Genomic DNA, 15,119 nt, shown 5'->3' on the forward strand with positions numbered 1-15,119 from the left:
AAAAGGCCGTCGCCCAATGCGACGGCCTTTTTCCATTTGAGGCACGGCTTAATGCTTGTGATGCAGCCACTCCGCGTAATGCGTGTCGAGCCAGCGCTCGAGCTTGGGCGGTCTGGACGGGTCGCGGTGACGCGACATCATCCAGATGGCAAGGCCGACCACCAGCATGACGGCGGGCCCCATCAGATAAGCGAGCATTGATTCAGGCATCGGAACCTCCGTATCGGCTTGCATCCATCTCTCAGTGTAGGCGAAGGAAGCGGGGAAAGAACGACGATGTCAAACGGTCCAGAGAAGCGAAAAAAGGCGCATTTGCGCCCGGTTTGGAAACCTGTTCTTTTGATGAGTTTTCCTTTATTTGCTTAGCGTCTGGGCGAGGTCGCATTAGCCTGTGTACCATCCTGTTACCGGCCTGACGGCAAGCGTCACATGGCGCCAAAACCCATGACAATGCCGTCAAGCCGTCCCGTTCGCCGTCTACCGCGCGACTTCCATCTGGCTATCGACAAAGTCCGCCCAACTCTGAAGCATGCGACGCTGCCACGCCGCTTCGTCGGTTGCTTCACGCTTCGCGATGTCGCCCCCCGCAGCTGTTTGCTGTTCCATGTCGCGCAGATGCGACGACGCGGTGCGACGAAAGTCGTGTAGCACGAAATGCTCCACGTCGAGCCCCAATGCCTTGACTGCCTGGTTCAGCGTGCTTTTCGCGATCGGCCGATCGTCGCCCCTGACGCTCGGGAACACGAACGTCTCGCTGGTGCGCCCGCGCTGCAGCTCGCGCAGCAGCGCAACCGCCTGACGCGGCAAACGGACGACGCGGTCCTCGCGCGCGTTCAGGCGCGCGGCGGGGATCGTCCACAGCGCGTTGTCGAGATCGAACTCGGCCCATGTCGATTCGACGAGGTCCGCTTTGCGTGCCATCGTCAGCACCAGCAGATGCAGCGCGAGCTTCAGCGGACGGCGGATATTGGATGTGTCGATCGTGCGCAGCATGACACCGATCTCGGCGCCGGACAGCACGCGGGTGCGGCTGTCGAAGGTCGCGATCGAGCGCGCCGGTACGACTTCCGCGGGATTGCCGGTCGCGAGCTGGCGCGCGATCAGGTATGCGTACAGGCGCTTCACGACGTTGCGCGTGTGCAGCGCCATTTTCGGCGAGCCGCGGCTTTTGATGCGCTCGCAGATCGCGACGACGTCGTCAGCGGTGACCGCGCCGATCGGCTTGTTGCCGATCGCGGGCAGCACGTCCTTGTCGAGCGCGCGCCGCGTGGTGCGGCGATATTCATCCGACTTGCCGGCCAGCGCCGTCGCGAGATAAAGCTCGGCCGCTTCGCGCAGCACGTCGGCCTTGCTCTCGGCACCGCGATCGCGCCGCGCGGTTGCGACCGGCGAGATGCCCTGCGCGACGAGCGCCGCGTACCTCTGCGCCTTCGCGCGCGCGACGCGCAGCGAAATCATCCGGTAATCGCCGATGGTCGCGAGCGGCTGACGCTTGCCGTTCAACGTATAGCGGAAGCGCCAGACCTTGGTGCCGGTCGTCATGACCTCGATCACGAGGCCGTTGCCGTCGGCGACGCAGTAGCGGGTCGCGCGCGGTTCGAGCGCGCGGATCTCGGATTCGGTGAGCGGGGTGGCGAGGCGGGGCATGCTTTGGGGACGCTGTACGTTTAGGCTCGGATAGCTGGATTCTAAACCCTTGCCCGGTTGTGTACCAAAAATCCGGCGGGTTTTTGGTCGACGGAGTGCGATTTTCGCGTGTGCGGCAGCGGCGCCGATTCGGCCGCGAGAGCCTATATGACGGCCGCATTGCGCCGACGCACAAGTTCGGCGTTACTTGCCGATACAGAATCGGCTGAAAATCACACCGAGCAGATCGTCCGAACTGAACTCACCGGTGATCGAGTTCAGTTGATCCTGCGCGAGCCGCAATTCCTCGGCGAACAGATCGAGCGCCTGCGCGTTCTGCTCCGCATGCACGGCGGCGGTCGCCAGATGCTCGTCGGCCGCGCGCAACGCGATCAGGTGCCGCTCGCGCGCGAGATAGACGCTCTCCGCGCCCGCCTGCCAGCCGGCAATCCGCAGCAGTTCGTCGCGCAGCAGCGCGACGCCGTCACCCTTCTTCGCCGACAGCCGCACCTCGCTAAGCTCGAGGTCGGCGTCGAGCGCCTGCGTCGCGGGCGCGAGCCCTGTCAGGTCGGTCTTGTTCAGCACGCGGACGACGGGCACGCCGCGCGGAAAGCGTCCGGCGATCGTTTCGTCGCCGGCCGTCATTCCGGCGCGCGCGTCGAGCAGATGCAGCACCACGTCCGCGCGCTCGATCTCGCCCCACGTGCGCTCGATGCCGATCTTCTCGACCTCGTCCTCGGTCTCGCGCAGGCCGGCCGTGTCGATCACGTGCAGCGGGATGCCTTCGATCTGGATCGTCTGCGCTACCTTGTCGCGCGTCGTGCCGGCGATCGGCGTGACGATCGCGAGTTCGGCGCCGGCGAGCGCATTCAGCAACGACGACTTGCCGACGTTCGGCTGCCCCGCCAGCACGACCGACAAACCTTCGCGCAGCAACGCGCCCTGGCGCGCCTCGCTCAGCACGTGCGCGAGACGCTCGCGTATGCGCACGAGCTTGCCGCGCGCGTCGGCGGCTTCGAGGAAGTCGATTTCCTCTTCCGGGAAGTCGAGCGTCGCTTCGACCAGCATCCGCAGCGTGATCACCTCTTCGACCAGCGCGTGGATGTCGCGCGAGAACGCGCCGTCGAGCGAGCGGCCGGCCGAACGCGCGGCGGCCTCGGTGCTCGCCTCGATCAGATCGGCGACGGCCTCGGCCTGCGCGAGGTCGAGCTTGTCGTTCAGAAACGCGCGACGCGTGAATTCGCCGGGCTCGGCGAGCCGTAGACCGAACGCGCGGCCGGCGTCGATGCAGCGCTGCAGGACCAATTGCAGCACGACCGGGCCGCCATGGCCTTGCAGTTCAAGCACGTGCTCGCCGGTGTACGAATGCGGCGCCGGAAAGTACAGCGCGATGCCGCGATCGAGCGGATTGCCGCTCGCGTCGAGAAACGGCACGTAGCTCGCGTGACGCGCCGCGAGCGTCTGGCCGGTGAGGGCCTGCATCAACGGCTGGGCCGCCGCCGCGCCAGCGCGGCCGAACGAAATCCGCACGACGCCGATGCCTCCCCGGCCGGGCGCGGTAGCAATGGCAACGATGGAATCGGAGTCGGTCGTGAGCATGTGAAGTCGGGCGAAACGGGAGGGGAAGGGCAGGGCCGCGTCGGTCGAGCCGGCGCGAGGCATTGTAACGCGCGCGCCTCGCACGGAAGGGCTGGCGACAAGGACGCGAAGCGGATGACGTGCCCGTTCGCCCCTATCGTTTGAACAACTCAGATTTATCCCAATTAAGCTAGGATTATTACCGCGCTACTTGGGAATTATTGAGACTCGGCAGGAACTGCAGTTCAGGTAAAGCCAAGCCTGGCAGTCGAGAGATGAAAAAAATCAAATTCGCGCAATGCGTTATGGGGCGCGCGCTGCAAGCTAAAACTATCTCAAATAAGAGAAAACAAAGCTTGATCGGTTGTCAACTGGCTGAACTCCGAATTGCACAATCTGGCCCATGCCGACCGACAAAGAAAAAGCCGCCTTCGCCAAGAGGCTGAAGGATCTGCTGGAGCCGCTGAAAATCCGCGGCGGGACCAAACTCGCCGAGCAATTCAATCTTCGCTATTACGGCGAGCGGCCCGTGACGCCCCAGACCGCACACAAATGGCTGACGGGCACGACGATCCCGAAGCCGGACAAGTTGCGCACGCTCGCCGAATGGTTGAACGTCAAGGAGCACCGGCTCCATTACGGACCACCGCCCGGCGCCAGCGCACGACCGATGGCACGTGGCGAAAAATATCCGCCGACACCCGAAACGATCGAACTCGCTTCGAAGATCGCATCGTTGACCCCGAAGGACCGGAATCTGGTCGAGGAAATGATCGTGCGTTTTTACGGCGAAGATTCCGACGAAGAGTGAACGACGAAACTCAAGCGCAGCCGCCCGCCGCATTTCCTACAACCGCACCATAAAAAAAGCCGCCCGGTTCGCACCGGGCGGCTTTTCGTTTTGAGCTTGCGTCACGGCGGCCCTGCGGGCCGCCGCCGGACGGAACATCAGGCCGGCTTCGCCTTCGAACTGCCCATCATCCGCGTGATGTAGTACTGCTGCGCGATCGACAGCACGTTGTTCACGACGTAGTACAACACGAGACCTGCGGGGAAGAAGAAGAACATCACCGAGAACGCGATCGGCATGAACATCATCATCTTCGCCTGAACTGGGTCCGGCGGCGTCGGGTTCAAGCGGGTCTGCAGGAACATCGACACGGCCATCAGGATCGGCAGGATGAAGTACGGGTCCTGCTGCGACAGATCCTGGATCCATAGAATCCACGGCGCGCCGCGCATTTCCACCGACGACAGCAACACCCAGTACAGCGAGATGAACACCGGGATCTGGATCACGACCGGCAGACAGCCGCCGAACGGATTGACCTTCTCGGTCTTGTACAGCTCCATCAGCGCCGCGTTCATCTTCTGCGGATCGCCTTTGAAACGCTCGCGCAGCGCCTGCATGCGCGGCGTGATCGCCTTCATGCGCGCCATCGACTTGTAGCTCGCGGCCGACAGCGGGAAGAACACCGCCTTGATCAGCACCGTGAGCAGCACGATCGACCAGCCCCAGTTGCCGACATAGCTGTGGATCTTCGACAGCAGCCAGAACAGCGGCTTCGCGATGATCGTGACCCAGCCGTAGTCCTTCACCAGATCGAGACCCGGCGCGATACCTGCGAGCATCTTTTCTTCTTCCGGACCGGCGAACAGACGCGCGGACACGCTGACGGTCTGGCCCGGTTGAATGGTCGGCATCGCCTCCTTCATGCCGACGCGATACAGCGACGGATCGATCTTCTCGGCGTAGAACTCGCGCTTCACGCCTTCCTGCGGAATCCAGGCCGACGCGAAGTAGTGCTGGACCATCGCGACCCAGCCGTCGTTGGCCGACGTCGCGAAGTTTTCCTTGTTCTTGTCGAGATCGCTGAACGTCATCTTCTGGAAGTGATGCTCGTTCGTGTAGACAGCCGGTCCGATGAACGTGTGCGAGAAGCGCGGCGTTTCGACCGGCTGGTCGTCGCGCACGAGTTCCATATAGATCTGCGGCGTCACCGGCGTGGTGCCGACGTTCTGGACCTTCGTCTCGACGCCGATCACGTAGCTGCCGCGCGTGAACGTATACGTCTTGATGACCCGGAGGCCGCCCTTTTCCGGCGACTCGAAGCTCATCTGGAACGAGTTCTGGCCGTCGGCCAGGTGGGTCGGCTGATTCGGCATCAGCGTAAAGATGTCGTTGTGATTCGGGAAGTCACCGCCGAGCAGGCCGGTGCGCGCCAGATACGTGTGATTGTTCGTCTTGTCGAACAGCGTGATCACGAGATCCGGCTGCTTGCCGTCGCCCTGCTTGACGAGCGACAGGCGCGACAATGTGGCACCGCGGGTGTCGATTTCGCCGCTATAGACGTCGGTGCCGAACTTCACGAGCTGCGATTGCTCGGCCGCTGGCGCGTTGCCCGGCGCGGCCGCGTTAGTTGTCGGCAGATTGGCCGGCTGGGTGCCCGGTGTCGTGGTGCCCGGCGCGGCGCTGCCGGCGGTCTGGGTCGGCGTCGTGCTCGGGAAGAACATCGACGGGCGTCCGTGGTCGCGTTGCCAGTTGTCGAACAGCATGACAGCTGACATGAAAAAGATGACCCATAGGACGGTGCGTTTGATATCCATGCGTTGTCTCAGTGTCGATGGAACGGCGCGTCAGCGCTTTTCAGAAGTGGGTGGCGGGACGAGATCGATGCCGCCCGCGGAAAACGGGTGGCAGCGGCAAACACGCCTCACGGCGAGATAAGTCCCGCGCGCGGCGCCATGATACTGGATTGCCTCGCGCGCGTAATCAGAGCAGGAAGGGTAAAAACGGCACCGGTTGCCGAGCATGGGGCTCACGGCAAGCTTGTAAAAGCGCAATAAAGCGAAGAGTACCGTTTGCATGGCAGGTGCGGCCGTGCGGCGCCGCGCAACGTGAAGTACAGGACGACGCCCGCGCTCTGAAGCTGCCGGCGTAACGCCCGTTGCGGCGACCGTGGTGCGGGCGGTCACTGCGTCATTCCGTCCTGGGCGCCTCCGCGGGCGGCGCCTGACGACGGGTAATTTCGCGCGCTGCCTTGTCGAGCAGCGCCTCGATTTCGCTGCGGCACAGCGCCTTCAACGGCGACGACGACGCGCTCGGCAAAGCTTTTTTGTCGAAACGCGCGTGTAGACGCAGCAGCACATCCCAACCGCCGAATTCCGTGCGACGCAGCCGGAAGGCTTCGCGCGCGATCCGGCGCACCAGATTCCGCGTAGCCGCGCGCGGCGCATACTTCTTACCGATCACGAGGCCAAGACGCGCCTCGTTGCCGGTGGGCCGGCCGTACACGACGAAGTGTGCGGTACGGCGCCACGGCCGCAAACGAAAAACGGATGAAAATTCATCCGTTTTTAGCAGCCTTGCGGCTTTGGGGAAGGCGGCTTGCGCTCGCAACGGAACCGAGCCCGGTTGCTGCGCCCCGGCCGCTCCCGCTTCGCCGCGGGTTTCGGTCACAGCGCGCAATCCGCTTGCCTTAGATCGCGAGGCGCTTGCGGCCCTTCGCGCGACGTGCGTTGATGACCTTGCGGCCGCCAGCGGTCTTCATGCGAACGCGGAAGCCATGGGTGCGCTTGCGACGGGTAACGGAAGGTTGGTAAGTACGTTTCATGTTGCTCTCACTTGATCGAAAAAAACCGCGCGATCATCGCTGAAAGCGCAATGGCCGGTGGTTTACTGAAATTGGTTTTCGCGGAACCCGCTATTTAAACTGGTTTTCCGTTGGCCGTCAATAGTTTAGCCGTCGTCTGGCGTAGCCGGGGGTTGCCGGACCAAGCGATCGGTCCCTGTGGATAACTCACTTTCGGGTTCGTTTTGGCGTTAGAATCTCGCCTTACTTCCCAAAAATGTTGCACGCCGCTCCGGCACGCTTGTCCCGCAGACCCTTGTGGCACAGGCGCCTGGGGCCGTTACGCCTGGCTGCTCAGAGCCTTGTTGCGCGTGCGCGACAGGGGCAGCGGCGACCGCCGTGCACACCATAACGATAGCAACTTGATGAACGAATTCTGGCAACACTGTTCCGCATTGCTGGAGCGTGAGCTTACGCCCCAGCAGTACGTGACGTGGATCAAACCCTTGGCCCCGGTCGCCTTCGACGCCGATGCGAACACGTTGAGCATTGCCGCGCCGAACCGCTTCAAGCTCGACTGGGTCAAGAGCCAGTTCTCCGGCCGCATCGCGGATATGGCCCGCGATTTCTGGCATGCGCCGGTGGACGTGCAATTCGTATTGGATCCGAAGGCCGGCATGCGTAGCCCAACGGCCGCGGCGCCGGCTCCGTCGTCGGCACGCCCGGCTTCAGCCGCGCCGCAGGGCGGTAGTGCCGGTGGCGTCGCGGCCGTCGATGCGGCTGTCGGCGCCGTGCACGCCGCGCATGCCGCGCGCGCGAATCCCGCAGCCGCGGCTGCGGCGCTCGCAGCGCAAAACGCGAATTCGCGCAGCGCCGCCGAAGACGTTGCAGATCTCGATCTGCCGAGCCTGGACGCGAACGAAGCCGCCGCCGGACGCCGCACGTGGCGCCCAGGCCAAGGCGTGGGCGCGACGGCATCCAGCGAGAGCGACTCGATGTACGAGCGCTCGAAGCTGAACCCCGTGCTGACCTTCGACAACTTCGTGACCGGTAAGGCGAATCAGCTCGCGCGCGCCGCGGCGATCCAGGTCGCCGACAACCCCGGCATTTCGTATAACCCGCTGTTCCTGTACGGTGGCGTGGGCCTCGGCAAGACACACCTGATCCATGCTATCGGAAATCAGTTGCTGATGGACAAACCCGGCGCGCGGATTCGCTACATCCACGCGGAACAGTACGTGTCCGATGTCGTGAAGGCGTACCAGCGCAAGGCGTTCGACGACTTCAAGCGCTACTACCACTCGCTCGACCTGCTGCTGATCGACGATATTCAGTTCTTCTCGGGCAAGTCGCGCACGCAGGAGGAATTCTTCTACGCTTTTGAGGCGCTGGTCGCCAACAAGGCGCAAGTGATCATCACGAGCGATACGTATCCGAAGGAAATCTCGGGTATCGACGATCGCCTGATCTCGCGCTTCGACTCCGGCCTGACGGTGGCGATCGAGCCGCCCGAACTCGAAATGCGCGTCGCGATTCTGATGCGCAAGGCGCAATCGGAGTTCGTGAGCCTGAATGAGGACGTCGCGTTCTTCGTCGCGAAGCATCTCCGCTCGAACGTGCGCGAGCTCGAGGGCGCGCTGCGCAAGATCCTCGCGTATTCGAAGTTCCACGGCCGCGAAATCACGATCGAACTGACCAAGGAAGCGCTGAAAGACCTGCTGACGGTGCAGAACCGGCAGATTTCGGTGGAAAACATCCAGAAAACGGTCGCCGACTTCTACAGCATCAAGGTCGCGGACATGTATTCGAAGAAGCGTCCGGCGAACATCGCGCGGCCGCGGCAGATCGCGATGTACCTGGCGAAGGAATTGACGCAGAAGAGTCTGCCGGAAATCGGCGAGCTGTTCGGCGGGCGCGACCACACGACGGTGCTGCACGCGGTGCGCAAGATCGCCGACGAGCGCAGCAAGGACGCGCAGCTGAATCACGAACTGCACGTGCTGGAGCAGACGCTGAAGGGCTAAACGGGGGCTCGCCGCACGCGACCGTGAAACGGACGTCGGCGGCAGGAAACGCTGGAAGCGGCTACGCAGTGGTTTGAATGAGGCCGCGAAAACGCTGTAAATCGAGAAACGGGCAGGTGACCCGCAACCCGGCGGCGCTGTCGGGTCCGAACGGGAAATGACAAGGAACGCGACGGTAAGCGGGCAGAAGCGACGTAAAAAGCGCGGCAAACCCGTGACGAATTTGCGGCGCAACCGGCCAGGAGTGGCGGAACAACGAGCCTGCGAACCGGTAGCGCCGCGCAGCGGCGCGACAAGTCGGCGGCAGCCCGGACCACGCCCTACAAAATCGACCTGTTTATTCCCGAACTCGCCCCCATTTTAGTGAGGCGGTCCCGTTTTCAGGCACAATACAGGTTTAACCGCCCGGCGGCGACGGGCGGATTTCACGCCGTGTCGGGCGCTTTTCAGGGCGCCGACGGGGAGCCGTGGCTGCGCGCTGAAAAGCTTGTCCCGTAAGGCGTGCAGGCCGTTATATCAACGAAGGAACCCTATGCAACTGGTCAAGACCGAACGCGACAACCTCCTCAGGCCGCTGCAAACCGTGAGCGGCATCGTCGAACGCCGCCATACGTTGCCGATCCTCGCCAATTTGCTGATCACCAAGAACGGTCCTGACGTATCGTTCCTGTCGACCGACCTGGAGTTGCAGATCACCACGCGCGCCGATTTCGGCGTGGGCGGCGATTCGGTCGCGACCACGGTGGCGGCGCGCAAGCTCCTCGACATTCTGCGCGCGATGCCTGACGGCCAGGTCACGCTGACGCTGAACGACAAGCGTCTGACCGTGCAATCCGGCAAGAGCCGCTTTGCGCTGCAGACGCTCGCCGCGGACGAATTCCCGACCGTCGCTCAGGCCAAGGACTACGGCGCGAGCCTGGTGGTTCCTCAAAAGACGTTCCGCCAGCTGCTCGGCATGGTCCATTTCTCGATGGCCCAGCAGGACATCCGCTACTACCTGAACGGCATGCTGCTGGTGGTGGACGGCGATCAGCTGATGGCGGTCGCGACCGACGGTCACCGCCTCGCGTTCTCGTCGATGAAGATCGAGGGCTCCTTCGCGCGCCACGAAGTGATCATTCCGCGCAAGACGATTCTCGAACTGCAGCGCCTGCTCGAAGACATCGACGACACGCTGAAGATTGACATCGCGCAGACGCAGGTCAAGTTCACGTTCGGTCAGGTTGAACTCGTGTCGAAGCTCGTGGAAGGCAAGTTCCCCGACTTCCAGCGCGTGATTCCGAAGTCGCACAAGAACAAATTCCAGATTGGCCGCGAAGAACTGCAGCGTTCGCTGCAACGCGCGGCGATTCTGACGTCGGATAAGTTCAAGGGCGTGCGCTGCATCGTCGAGCCGGGCCAGTTGAAGATCATGTCGACCAACGCCGATCAGGAAGAGGCGCAGGAAGAACTGGAAATCGCATACGACGGCGACAGCGTCGATATCGGGTTCAACGTCACGTATCTGCTCGACGTGCTCGCGAATTTGAAGGTCGACATGCTGCAGGTGAGCCTGGGTGATGCCAGCTCCAGCGCGTTGATCACGATTCCCGAGAACGACGAATTCAAGTACGTGGTGATGCCGATGCGCATCTGACGCGTCCAACATCAAGAAGAACACCAAGGGGCGCAGCGCCCCTTTGGCGTTTTTATGGCGTTTTGAAAAGTCCAGAGCAGCAACCTTGCAGTAACGCAGAACCGGAAAAAATCCATGACTGAAACGAACAATACGCAGCCCGATAACAGCTACGGCGCCTCGTCCATCCAGATCCTCGAAGGTCTGGAAGCCGTGCGCAAGCGGCCTGGGATGTACATCGGGGATACATCGGATGGCACCGGTTTGCACCACCTCGTGTTCGAAGTGCTCGACAACTCGATCGACGAAGCGCTCGCCGGCCATTGCAACGACATCCAGGTGATCATCCACGCAGACAACTCCGTGTCGATCACCGACAACGGCCGCGGCGTGCCGACCGGCCTCAAGATGGACGACAAGCACGATCCGAAGCGCAGCGCCGCCGAAATCGTGATGACCGAGCTGCACGCCGGCGGCAAGTTCGACCAGAACAGCTACAAGGTGTCGGGCGGCCTGCACGGCGTGGGCGTGTCGTGCGTGAACGCGCTGTCGGCGTGGTTGCGCCTCACCGTGCGCCGCGACGGCAAGAAGCACTTCATGGAATTCCACCGTGGTGTGCCGCAGAACCGCGTGCTCGAAGAGATCGACGGCGTGACCACGTCGCCGATACAGGTGATCGGCGACACCGAAAACCGCGGCACCGAAGTGCATTTCATGGCCGATGAAAAGATTTTCGGCAATGTTGAATACCACTACGACATTCTCGCGAAGCGGATTCGTGAGCTTTCGTTCCTCAATAACGGCGTGCGGATTCGATTGGTGGATCAGCGCTCGGGTAAGGAAGAGGATTTCGCGTTCGTCGGCGGCGTGAAGGGTTTTGTCGAGTACATCAACAAGAACAAGTCCGTGCTGCACCCGAACATCTTCCACATCATGGGCGAGAAGGATAGTGTGGGCGTCGAAGTGGCGATGCAGTGGAACGACAGCTACAACGAAAACGTGCTGTGCTTCACGAACAACATTCCGCAGCGCGATGGCGGCACGCACCTTACCGGTCTGCGTGCGGCGATGACGCGCGTGCTGAACAAGTACATCGCCGATCACGAAGTCGCGAAGAAGGCAAAGGTCGAGACCTCGGGCGACGACATGCGTGAAGGGCTGTCGTGCGTGCTGTCGGTGAAGGTGCCGGAGCCGAAGTTCAGCTCGCAGACGAAGGACAAGCTGGTGTCGTCGGAAGTGCGCGCGCCGGTGGAAGAAGTGGTCGCAAAGGCGCTCGAGGAATTCCTGCTCGAGACGCCGGCCGACGCGAAGATCATCTGCGGCAAGATCGTCGATGCGGCGCGTGCGCGCGACGCGGCGCGCAAGGCGCGTGAGATGACGCGTCGTAAGGGCGTGCTCGATGGCGTCGGTTTGCCCGGCAAGCTCGCCGATTGCCAGGAGAAGGATCCGGCGAAGTCGGAGATTTATATCGTCGAGGGTGACTCGGCGGGTGGGTCGGCGAAGCAGGGGCGTGATCGGAAGTTTCAGGCTATCTTGCCGCTGCGCGGCAAGGTGCTGAACGTCGAGAAGGCGCGCTACGACAAGCTGCTTTCTTCCGAGCAGATCGTTACGCTGATTACCGCGCTTGGGTGCGGGATCGGTAAGGAAGACTACAATCTCGACAAGCTGCGCTATCACCGCATCATCATCATGACCGATGCTGACGTCGATGGCGCGCACATTCGGACGCTGTTGTTGACGTTCTTCTATCGGCAGATGCCGGAGATGATCGAGCGAGGGTATATCTATATCGCGCAGCCGCCGCTTTACAAGATCAAGGCGGGGAAGGATGAGCGGTATCTGAAGGATGAGTCGGAAGTCAACGCTCATATTCTTCGGCTCGCGTTGCAGGGGTCGGAGTTGGTGGCTTCTGAAGGTGCGACTCCGATTACCGGGGATGCGTTGGGTGAGTTGGCTCGGGCTTATCTGTTGGCGCAGGCCGTGGTTGATCGGTTGAGCCGGCTGTATGACGCGGGTGCGCTCGAGGCCGTGATGGATGGGGTTGCTATCGATCTGTCCAGTGAGCAGGCGGCCGAGGCTTCGGCGCGCGCGCTCGAAGCGAAGCTGCGGGATGATGCGTTGAAGCCTGAGGTGACCGTGACCACGATGTATGACCCTGTGCGGGAGCTGCGCTCGCTGCGCGTCGCGCGGACGCATCATGGGAATCAGAAGATTTCTGTGATCGATGAAGAGTTTCAGTTGACTGCGGATTATCAGCAGCTTGTGACGACCGCTAATACGTTCAAGGGGTTGATTGGCTCTGGCGCTGTGATCAAGCGTGGGGAGCGGAGTATGGCTGTCACCGACTTTAAGAGTGCGATGAAGTGGCTGCTGGCTGATGCTGAGAGGAACATGTCCAAGCAGCGCTATAAAGGCCTCGGGGAGATGAATCCGGAGCAGCTTTGGGAGACGACTATGGATCCTGCGGTGCGGCGTCTTCTTCGGGTGCAGATTGAGGATGCTATTGCTGCTGATGGCATCTTTACTACGCTCATGGGGGATGATGTGGAGCCGCGCAGGGCTTTTATTGAGTCGAATGCGTTGAGGGCGGGGAATATCGACGTTTGAGGGTGTGTTGTAGTGCAGGGAAACGGAAATCATTGGACTAGCGCCGGGTTAGCTGGACTCGAATGCACGGAAATAATTGGATTTTCGCGCTTATCATCAGACAGCACTCAACGTTAGGTCCACGTCGCATGTTTTGAGAGCTGCGGTCCGGCTGCGGTTCGCTCAAATTGCCTCGATTGAGGAACTCGAAGGGTTACAGGTGAACAGCCTGTAACCCTTTTCGCGTTTGGGTGCAGGGCCATCGTTACGGAGGAGGTTTCGGTCAACCTCGCGGAGGAGCATCAGGTGCGCACGTGTCTCGGACTGCTACCCTTGGTTCCGTAGACTTAGCCACGACGCTGCGCCACTGCGCCCCGCGGGGCGCCAAGGGTTTTAGACGTTGAGGAGGCCTCGGTATTGCGCGGCTTACCGCTCAAGAATCTCGTTGGGAGGAGGATCGAGCTTCTGACCTTTACCAAACGCGGCGATCTTCAGTGGCAAGCCAAAATTCGCAGAAAAGGCTACCCCCAAGAGTCGAAGACCTTCGACACCAAGGCAGATGCTGAGAAGTGGGCGAGGTCCATCGCACGCGAGATGGGCCGGGGACGCTTCGTTAGCAGCGCGGAAGCTGAAAGCACAACCTTCACCGAAGCGCTGGATCGCTACGAGCGCGAGATTGCATCGCACAAACGAGGCGCAACGGAGGAAAAATCGATCATTCGCCAACTGCGCGACTCGTGGCTCGCAAACCGACCACTTGCAGCGATCCGGCGGCCTGACATTGCGAAGCTGCGCGACGAATGGTGTGTCACTCATAGCCCGGCGACGGTTGTCCGCCGGCTTGCAGTCGCATTTTTTCACAGTCGCGCGCAAGGAACGGGGCTTGGAGAGCATATCCAACCCGGTCGAACTGGTGCGCAAACCTACGATCAAGAATGAGCGCACCCGACGAATTTCGAGCATCGAACGCGATGCCCAGAGAGGCACCTCAACCGATGAACTCGCATATGTAAAGGCAGCGTCCGCATCTGCTATGCTTTCACGACTTGCGACACGAGGCAACGTCACGCCTTGCTGAAGAATTTCCACTCCATGAGCTGGCGAAGGTTACAGGCCACCGCGACACGAAGATGCTTATGCGCTACTACCATCCGAGAGCCGAGGATCTTGCGAAGAAGCTAGATTAGCACCGCCGTTTTCGGGGACCCTCAAGATTCGGACTTCTTCGTACACTGCCGTCTTGGCGTGGCGTTTTGAATATTGGTGATCGCGACCCACGATGTCGTTTGCGCCACCACCAGAGTAATTTGGCTCTTTTGAAAATGCAGTGGGTAACGGGGCTCACGAGGCATGCGGGTTGAAGCCGGAGAAATCGAGCTTGCCAGCAACGAGAAAGAGGACCGTGCGCATCGTCGCGAAGCGCGTGTAGCCGCGAGCCTTTCGCTTGGCCGCTTGAAACAAGCCGTTGATTGCTTCGATGAAGCCGTTGGTCTGGCGCGTCTGAGTCCAGGCGACGATGCCGTCGAAGTGCCGACGAATCAGACGCGCGACGTCCTTCATCGGCTCGACTTTCGAGCGCATGACGTTGGTGCACCACTGCCGCAACATCTCGGAGACGACATGGATTTGCTTGCGCTCGAGAATCTCGCGCAGTTGCTCGCGATACAGCCATGCGCGGGCGGTGCGCTTGGTGGCGTACTGCCTGACCAGCGCCTCGAGGTCGGTCAATTGCGCCAGATTCAGTTTGTTGGCGTCCTTGAGCAGCGTCCAGCGCATCCCTTTAAGTTGTGGGTCGGCTTTCTGTTGTTGGCGGCGCACCGTATCAAGCGCCTTGGACGCGTGGGCGACGACGTGAAACTTGTCGAACGTCAGCCGCGCATTGGGCAGATGTTCGCCCACGCCTTTGATGAAGGCGGGCGACATGTCGATGCTCACCGAGGTGACCTGCTCGGGCGTGCCGTGGTGTTGGCTCAGATATGCCGCGAAGCCTTCAATCGTCTTCGCTTCACGCCCGGGCGTGACGAACACGACCCGTCGCGCCTGCATGTCGGCGACCAGCGTCAGATACTCGTGGCCGCGCCGGTACGAGGTTTCGTCAATAGCTACCGTGCTCACGTC

The 15,119-nt window shown here is 61.6% G+C and carries 14 protein-coding genes; 6 read left to right on the plus strand and 8 right to left on the minus strand.

Going from position 1 to position 15,119, the window contains the following annotated elements; all coding sequences use genetic code 11:
* Positions 1-48 precede the first annotated feature (48 nt).
* The 3 genes from HDG32_RS19525 to mnmE form a co-directional block, all read right to left on the minus strand.
* Positions 49-210 (minus strand): hypothetical protein, encoded by a 162-nt coding sequence (locus tag HDG32_RS19525; RefSeq protein ID WP_167368611.1) that lies wholly within the window; start codon positions 208-210, stop codon positions 49-51.
* Positions 211-477: 267 nt separating this feature from the next.
* On the minus strand, positions 478-1,647 hold the full coding sequence (locus HDG32_RS19530) for an integrase arm-type DNA-binding domain-containing protein (RefSeq protein WP_184069925.1): 1,170 nt from the start codon (positions 1,645-1,647) through the stop codon (positions 478-480).
* 183 nt (positions 1,648-1,830) lie between these two features.
* Positions 1,831-3,225 carry a tRNA uridine-5-carboxymethylaminomethyl(34) synthesis GTPase MnmE gene (gene mnmE / locus HDG32_RS19535; protein ID WP_184069927.1) on the minus strand — a complete coding sequence of 465 codons (1,395 nt, stop codon included), beginning with the start codon at positions 3,223-3,225 and terminating at the stop codon, positions 1,831-1,833.
* Positions 3,226-3,607: 382 nt separating this feature from the next.
* Here mnmE and HDG32_RS19540 point away from each other — a divergent pair, with 382 nt between their 5' ends.
* Positions 3,608-4,015, plus strand: coding sequence for an XRE family transcriptional regulator (locus tag HDG32_RS19540; protein WP_184069928.1), 408 nt, complete (start codon positions 3,608-3,610; stop codon positions 4,013-4,015).
* Positions 4,016-4,152: 137 nt separating this feature from the next.
* Here the strand turns inward: HDG32_RS19540 and yidC are convergent, their stop codons facing one another.
* From yidC to rpmH, 4 genes are all read right to left on the minus strand, one after another.
* Positions 4,153-5,811, minus strand: a complete 1,659-nt coding sequence (yidC, locus tag HDG32_RS19545) for a membrane protein insertase YidC (RefSeq protein ID WP_184069930.1) — start codon at positions 5,809-5,811, stop codon at positions 4,153-4,155.
* Between the two features lie 30 nt (positions 5,812-5,841).
* Positions 5,842-6,072 carry a membrane protein insertion efficiency factor YidD gene (yidD, locus tag HDG32_RS19550; RefSeq protein WP_167050029.1) on the minus strand — a complete coding sequence of 77 codons (231 nt, stop codon included), beginning with the start codon at positions 6,070-6,072 and terminating at the stop codon, positions 5,842-5,844.
* 112 nt (positions 6,073-6,184) lie between these two features.
* Positions 6,185-6,664 carry a ribonuclease P protein component gene (locus HDG32_RS19555; protein ID WP_409340042.1) on the minus strand — a complete coding sequence of 160 codons (480 nt, stop codon included), beginning with the start codon at positions 6,662-6,664 and terminating at the stop codon, positions 6,185-6,187.
* Positions 6,665-6,683: 19 nt separating this feature from the next.
* Positions 6,684-6,818 (minus strand): 50S ribosomal protein L34, encoded by a 135-nt coding sequence (gene rpmH / locus HDG32_RS19560; protein WP_004198824.1) that lies wholly within the window; start codon positions 6,816-6,818, stop codon positions 6,684-6,686.
* Between the two features lie 383 nt (positions 6,819-7,201).
* Between rpmH and dnaA the strand changes: the two genes are divergently transcribed.
* From dnaA to HDG32_RS37265, 5 genes are all read left to right on the plus strand, one after another.
* On the plus strand, positions 7,202-8,800 hold the full coding sequence (dnaA, locus tag HDG32_RS19565; RefSeq protein WP_221307799.1) for a chromosomal replication initiator protein DnaA: 1,599 nt from the start codon (positions 7,202-7,204) through the stop codon (positions 8,798-8,800).
* Between the two features lie 532 nt (positions 8,801-9,332).
* On the plus strand, positions 9,333-10,436 hold the full coding sequence (gene dnaN / locus HDG32_RS19570) for a DNA polymerase III subunit beta (protein ID WP_090802283.1): 1,104 nt from the start codon (positions 9,333-9,335) through the stop codon (positions 10,434-10,436).
* Between the two features lie 114 nt (positions 10,437-10,550).
* Positions 10,551-13,022 (plus strand): DNA topoisomerase (ATP-hydrolyzing) subunit B, encoded by a 2,472-nt coding sequence (gene gyrB, locus HDG32_RS19575; protein ID WP_184069936.1) that lies wholly within the window; start codon positions 10,551-10,553, stop codon positions 13,020-13,022.
* A gap of 396 nt (positions 13,023-13,418) precedes the next feature.
* Positions 13,419-13,940, plus strand: coding sequence for a hypothetical protein (locus HDG32_RS37260; protein WP_409340043.1), 522 nt, complete (start codon positions 13,419-13,421; stop codon positions 13,938-13,940).
* Positions 13,941-14,047: 107 nt separating this feature from the next.
* Positions 14,048-14,188 (plus strand): hypothetical protein, encoded by a 141-nt coding sequence (locus tag HDG32_RS37265; RefSeq protein WP_409340044.1) that lies wholly within the window; start codon positions 14,048-14,050, stop codon positions 14,186-14,188.
* Positions 14,189-14,342: 154 nt separating this feature from the next.
* Here HDG32_RS37265 and HDG32_RS19585 read toward each other — a convergent pair.
* Positions 14,343-15,119: ISL3 family transposase (locus HDG32_RS19585; RefSeq protein ID WP_184069938.1), on the minus strand; the 777-nt coding region annotated here is incomplete at its 5' end.

The organism is Paraburkholderia sp. CI2 (genome assembly GCF_014201055.1).
GTDB lineage: Bacteria > Pseudomonadota > Gammaproteobacteria > Burkholderiales > Burkholderiaceae > Paraburkholderia > Paraburkholderia tuberum.

Bases quoted from the DNA above. Each gene is read 5' to 3' on its own strand.
- HDG32_RS19525 (WP_167368611.1), bottom strand. From the start codon at position 210: ATGCCTGAATCAATGCTCGCTTATCTGATGGGGCCCGCCGTCATGCTG.
- HDG32_RS19530 (WP_184069925.1), bottom strand. From the start codon at position 1,647: ATGCCCCGCCTCGCCACCCCGCTCACCGAATCCGAGATCCGCGCGCTC.
- mnmE (WP_184069927.1), bottom strand. From the start codon at position 3,225: ATGCTCACGACCGACTCCGATTCCATCGTTGCCATTGCTACCGCGCCC.
- HDG32_RS19540 (WP_184069928.1), top strand. From the start codon at position 3,608: ATGCCGACCGACAAAGAAAAAGCCGCCTTCGCCAAGAGGCTGAAGGAT.
- yidC (WP_184069930.1), bottom strand. From the start codon at position 5,811: ATGGATATCAAACGCACCGTCCTATGGGTCATCTTTTTCATGTCAGCT.
- yidD (WP_167050029.1), bottom strand. From the start codon at position 6,072: ATGCAAACGGTACTCTTCGCTTTATTGCGCTTTTACAAGCTTGCCGTG.
- rpmH (WP_004198824.1), bottom strand. From the start codon at position 6,818: ATGAAACGTACTTACCAACCTTCCGTTACCCGTCGCAAGCGCACCCAT.
- dnaA (WP_221307799.1), top strand. From the start codon at position 7,202: ATGAACGAATTCTGGCAACACTGTTCCGCATTGCTGGAGCGTGAGCTT.
- dnaN (WP_090802283.1), top strand. From the start codon at position 9,333: ATGCAACTGGTCAAGACCGAACGCGACAACCTCCTCAGGCCGCTGCAA.
- gyrB (WP_184069936.1), top strand. From the start codon at position 10,551: ATGACTGAAACGAACAATACGCAGCCCGATAACAGCTACGGCGCCTCG.